Origin of the sequence: Pseudomonas sp. A-1 (genome assembly GCF_004801855.1) — a bacterium.
Taxonomy (GTDB): domain Bacteria; phylum Pseudomonadota; class Gammaproteobacteria; order Pseudomonadales; family Pseudomonadaceae; genus Geopseudomonas.
The window spans coordinates 1-5,119 of sequence record NZ_SSTC01000155.1 but is presented as its reverse complement, the minus strand read 5'-3'; the positions used below and the strand labels follow the sequence as shown (position 1 = coordinate 5,119).

The following is a 5,119-nucleotide window of genomic DNA, read 5'->3' as shown; positions in this document are numbered from 1 at the left end:
CGCGTGCTGGCGCGCGGCCGCGACGCCAGCGAGCAGCTGCGCGGCGAGCGCGAGGCGGCGCGGGCGCGCCGGCTGTACCGGGTGATCACCGAGAACACCACCGACCTGATCTCCCGGCACACCCCGGACGGCCGCTTCCTCGACGCCTCGCCGGCGTCCTGGACCCTGCTCGGCTACTGGCCGGAGCAGCTGCGCGGGCTGCGCGTGCGCGAGCTGCTGCATCCGGGCGACCTCGGCCAGATGCGCCAGGCCCGCGAGCAGCTCGAGCGCCTCGGCTACCACACCATGAGCTACCGCCTGCGCCACCGCGATGGCCGCTACCTGTGGTTCGAGACCGCCGCGCGGGCGATCCGCGAGACCTACACCGGCACGGTGGTGGAGATCGTCAGCGTGTCGCGCGACATCACCGCGCGGGTGCAGGGCGAGGAGGCGCGCCGGCGGCTGGCCGAGGTGATCGAGGCGACCACCGACCTGGTGCTGTTCATCGACCGCGGCGGCAACCTCACCTACCTCAACCAGTCGGCGCGGCGCACCCTGGGCCTCGCCGAGGGCGCGGCGGCGCCGCCGCTGGCCGCGCTGCTGGAGCCCGCCGAGCTGGCGCGCCTGCTCGACGGCGGGCTGGCCTGCGCCGAGCAGCACGGCGTGTGGAAGAGCGACATGCGCCTGCACGCCCCGGACGGTACGGCGTCCCTGCCGGTGTCGCTGGTGCTGCTGGCGCATGCCGGTGCCGACGGTGGCCGCTACTTCTCGCTGGTGGCGCGCGACATGACCGAGCGCGAGCTGCGCGAGAGCCAGCTGCGCCGCCACCAGGACGAGCTGGCGCACACCGCGCGGCTGGTCACCCTCGGCGAGCTGGCCTCGGGGATCGCCCACGAGATCAACCAGCCGCTGGCCGCGGTGGTCAACTACGCCGGCGCCAGCCAGCGCTACCTGCGCAGCGTCGGCCAGGACCCGCAGGCGGTCGAGCGGGTGGCCCAGGGTCTGGAGCGGATCACCGCCCACGCCAACCACGCCGCCGAGGTGATCCGCCGCCTGCGCGCCTTCCTGCGCAAGGGCCAGCGGCGCATGCAGGCGCTCGACGCCGCGGCGGTGGCGCGCGAGGCGGTGCGCCTGTGCGCCTGGGAGGCGGCGCAGGCGCAGGTGGCGATCGACGAGGATCTGCCGGACAATCTGCCGCCGGTGTACGCCGACCGCGTGCTGCTCGAACAGGTGCTGCTCAACCTGCTGCGCAACGCCATCGAGGCCAACCGCGAGGCGCACCCCGGCACGCCCTCGCGCATCCGCCTGACGGCGGGCCTGGAGGACGGCGGCCAGCGCCTGTGCATCGGCGTCGAGGACCAGGGGCCGGGCGTCGGCGAGGCGGAGCTGGAGCACATCTTCACGCCCTTCTACACCAGCAAGGCCGAAGGCCTGGGCCTGGGGCTGTCGATGAGCCGCTCGATCGTCGAGGGCTTCGGCGGCGAGCTGGGCGCCAGCCGCCGGGCCGAGGGGCTGCGGCTGACCTGCAGCCTGCCGCTGGCCGGGCGCGGCGAGGGCGATGCGGGGCAACGGGAACGACAGGAGTGAGCGATGGCGGTGGTGCAGGAACAGGTGGTGTACGTGGTCGACGACGACCGGGGCATGCTCGACTCGACCGTGTGGCTGCTCGAGTCGGTGGGAATCAGTGCCCTGCCGTTCACCAACGGGCGGGACTTTCTGGCGGCCTGCGACCCGGCGCGGCCGGGCTGCGTGCTGCTCGACGTGCGCATGCCGGGGATGGGCGGGCTGAACGTGCAGGAGGAGATGCGCGCGCGCGGCCTCGAGCTGCCGGTGATCTTCGTCAGCGGCCACGCCGACGTGCCCATCGTGGTGCGCGCCTTCAAGGCCGGCGCCTGCGATTTCCTCGAGAAGCCGTGCAACGAGCAGCAGCTGCTCGACAGCGTGCAGCAGGCGCTGCGTCGTCACGCCGAGCGGCTGGCCCGCGAGGGCGGCGCGGCGGCGCTGCGCGCGCGGCTGGACAGCCTGACCCCGCGCGAGCGCGACGTGCTGCTGCCGCTGGTGCAGGGCTACACCAGCCGCGAGATCGCCGAGCAGCTCGACATCAGCGTGAAGACCGTCGACCTGTACCGCGCGCGGGTGATGAAGCGCATGCAGGCCGAGCGCCTCAGCGACCTGGTCGGCATGGCCTGCGTCGCCGGGCTGATCGATCCGCTCGATCCGCGCGGCGACGCCGCCGGTCAGTCGGCGCAGCCGCCGCAGCAGCAGCCGGCGTAGGCGGCGTAGGCGTCGAGAATGCGCTCGAGCAGTGCGTGGATGTCCATGCTGGCGTCCTCCGTGGGGTGGGACCCATTGTCCGCCGCCGGCCGCGCGCCGGCTGCTTGAATCCCTCTATGGCAACGATAGCCGACCGCTGGCAGGAACTAGCGCGGCGAGGGCACGGTCTTCTGGCTTGAATTTCCGATGTTCCAAGCGAGGAGCTCCCTTTCGTGACCCGCCAATTCCTGATGGGGGGCCTGCTGGCCCTGCTCGCCATGCCGCTGTGGGCGGCGGAGTGCAGCGTCGACATCGAGGCCAGCGACCGCATCGCCTTCGACACCGACCTCATCGAGGTCGACCGCAGCTGTCGGGAGTTCACCGTCCACCTGCACCACACCGGGCGCCTGGAACACACCCGCATGGGCCACAACTGGGTGCTGGCGCGCGCCGGCGAGCAGCAGGCGGTGGCCAATGCCGGCCTGCTCGGCGGCCTCGGCCACAGCTTCGTGCGCCCCGGCGATGCGCGGGTGATCGCCAGCACCCGCCTGCTCGGTGGCGGCGAGTCGGACTCGGTGACCTTCCCGGTTAGCCTGCTCGAGGACGGCGAGGACTACCGGTTCTTCTGCTCCTTCCCCGGCCATGCGCCGCTGATGCGCGGCACCCTGCGCCTGGCCGACTGAGCCGTCCGGCGCCCGCCGCCGTTCAGAGCGAGCGCGCCGCGCGCTGGGCCTGCTGCTGCTCCTTGTGGGCGAGCCAGTGCTCGACCAGCTCGCGCAGCTGCGACAGCTCCACCGGCTTGGCCACGTGGCCGTCCATGCCGGCCTTGAGGGCGCGCTCCTTGTGCTCGCCGAGGATGTGCGCGGTCAGCGCCACCACCGGCGTGCGCGGCCGCTGGCGTGCGGCCTCCCAGGCGCGCAGCTGCTCGGTGGCGGCGAAGCCGTCGAGCACCGGCATCTCGCAGTCCATCAGCACCAGGTCGTACTGCTGGTTCTGCATGGCGCGCAGCGCGTCGCGGCCGTTGCTGACCAGGTCGGGCTCGAGGTCGAGCTTGCCGAGCATGCCCTGGATCACCTTGGTGGAGATGCTGTTGTCCTCGGCGACCAGTACGCGGAAGTCGGCCGGCATCTGGCGCGCCGCGGCGGGCCGGCTGCCCGGCGGCCCGGCCAGGCCGCGACGGACGCGGCCCAGCTCCTCGGCGAGGGTGGACTTGAGGGTATAGCCGGCCACCGGCTTGGCGAGGATGCGGCAGATCCCGGCGTTGCGCGCCACCAGCTTGCTCGGCGCCTGGTTCTGCCCGCCGAGCATGATCAGCAGCAGGTCGTGGTTGAGGTAGGCGTCGGCCTTGATCTTCGCCGCCAGCTGCAGGCCGTTCATGTCCGGCATGTCGTAGTCGAGGATCACCGCGTCGAAGTATTCGCCCAGGTTGGCCTTGCTGCGCAGCTGTGCCAGCGCCGCCTTGCCGTGGGCGGCGCCCTCGGCCAGCAGGCCCCAGCTGGTGCACTGCTGGATCAGCACCTTGCGGCAGGTCTCGTTGTCGTCGACCACCAGCACCCGCGCCTCGCGCAGCTGCAGGTCGGGGTCGAGGGCGGCCTGGGCGAGGCAGGCCGGGTCCAGCGGCAGGCTGAACCACAGGGTCGAGCCCTGCTGCTGGCCGCTCTCGATGCCGAACTCGCCGTGCATCAGGGCGATCAGCTGGCGGCTGATGGCCAGGCCGAAATGTCCCTCGCCATGGCGCGGCGGCATGTAGTCGCGGCTGTTCAGCGGCGTGCGCTCCAGCGCCTCGCGCTGCTCCGGACTCAGCGGCCGGCCGCTGTCCTGCACGGCGATGCGCAGGCGCGGCCTGTCGCTGTCGCGCTCCAGAGCGGCGACCAGCATCACCTCGCCCTCGTCGGTCTGCTGGAAGGCGTGGTCGAGCAGGTTGAGCAGGGTCTGGCGCAGGCGCGCCGGGTCGCCGCTGAGGGTGCGCGGCACCTGCGGCTGGACGAAGCCGATCAGCTCGAGGCCCTGGCGCTCGGCGCGGGCGCGGAAGATGTCGAGGCATTCCTCGATCAGCGCGTGCAGGTCGAACTGCACCTCCTCCAGCTCGATCTCCCCGGACTCCAGGGCGGACAGGTCGAGGATCTCGTTGATCAGCAGCAGCAGCTCGTTGCCCGAGTTGTGGATGGTCTGCACGTAGTCGCGCTGCTTGGCCGACAGCGGCGTGCCGAGTAGCAGCTCGGTCATGCCCAGCACGCCGTTCATCGGGGTGCGGATGTCGTGGCTGATGCGCGCCAGCAGCTGCGCCTTGGCCTCCTGTTCGGCGCGGCTGGTGGCCTCGGCGCGGCTGGCGCTGGCACGGGCGTGCACCTGCGCGCGCTGGGTCAGGCGCAGGCGCACGCTGTAGAAGAACAGCCCGAGGGTGGTGGCGCAGAGCAGGCCGGCATTGGCCAGCAGCGGCAGGTCGGGCCACAGGCCAGCGATGCCGAGGCCCACCGGCAGCAGGCAGAGCGCCGACTGCAGGAGATTGCGCGGGTCGCGGCCATGGGCGAAGCGGATCAGGTGGTAGGCGGCGAGCATCAGCAGCACGCCGCCCATGGCGCCGAGCAGCAGCGCCGGCTCGAGCGTCGCCGGCAGCCAGGAAGGCGGGCCTCCGGTCTCTTCCCGCGGCGCCAGCAGGAGCATGGGCAGCGCCAGCAGCAGGCTGGCGACCAGGGTGATGGCAATCCGAAGCCAGCGCACGATCAGGCGTCCCTTTCTGGGTGGGGTAGGCAGAGTATTACGGAAAAGCGGAGGGGCGTAACCCCGACCGGCAAGTATATGGCAGCCCGTTGCAGGCTGCGCTCCGGCCTGATGGGCGGGCCGCGCGGGCGGGTCCGGCCGCCGCGCCGGGCGGCGGCCGGAGGGG

Annotated in this window: 3 protein-coding genes and 1 pseudogene; 3 read left to right on the top strand and 1 reads right to left on the bottom strand. The window is 72.5% G+C overall.

What is annotated here, in order from left to right; translation table 11 throughout:
• The 3 genes from E5198_RS20310 to azu all read left to right on the top strand — a co-directional run.
• A partial coding sequence (locus E5198_RS20310; protein WP_136491730.1) for a PAS domain S-box protein occupies positions 1-1,566 on the top strand: 1,566 nt, incomplete at its 5' end.
• A gap of 3 nt (positions 1,567-1,569) precedes the next feature.
• Positions 1,570-2,253: a response regulator transcription factor gene (locus E5198_RS20305; RefSeq protein WP_136491729.1), complete on the top strand. Its 684-nt coding sequence runs from the start codon at positions 1,570-1,572 to the stop codon at positions 2,251-2,253.
• A 230-nt stretch (positions 2,254-2,483) separates the two neighbouring features.
• Positions 2,484-2,915: an azurin gene (gene azu, locus E5198_RS20300; protein ID WP_136491731.1), complete on the top strand. Its 432-nt coding sequence runs from the start codon at positions 2,484-2,486 to the stop codon at positions 2,913-2,915.
• Positions 2,916-2,937: 22 nt separating this feature from the next.
• Here the strand turns inward: azu and E5198_RS20295 are convergent.
• Positions 2,938-4,848 (bottom strand): annotated as a pseudogene (locus E5198_RS20295) (response regulator); the annotation flags it as partial.
• Positions 4,849-5,119 lie beyond the last annotated feature (271 nt).

Bases quoted from the DNA above. Each gene is read 5' to 3' on its own strand.
- E5198_RS20305 (WP_136491729.1), top strand. From the start codon at position 1,570: ATGGCGGTGGTGCAGGAACAGGTGGTGTACGTGGTCGACGACGACCGG.
- azu (WP_136491731.1), top strand. From the start codon at position 2,484: ATGGGGGGCCTGCTGGCCCTGCTCGCCATGCCGCTGTGGGCGGCGGAG.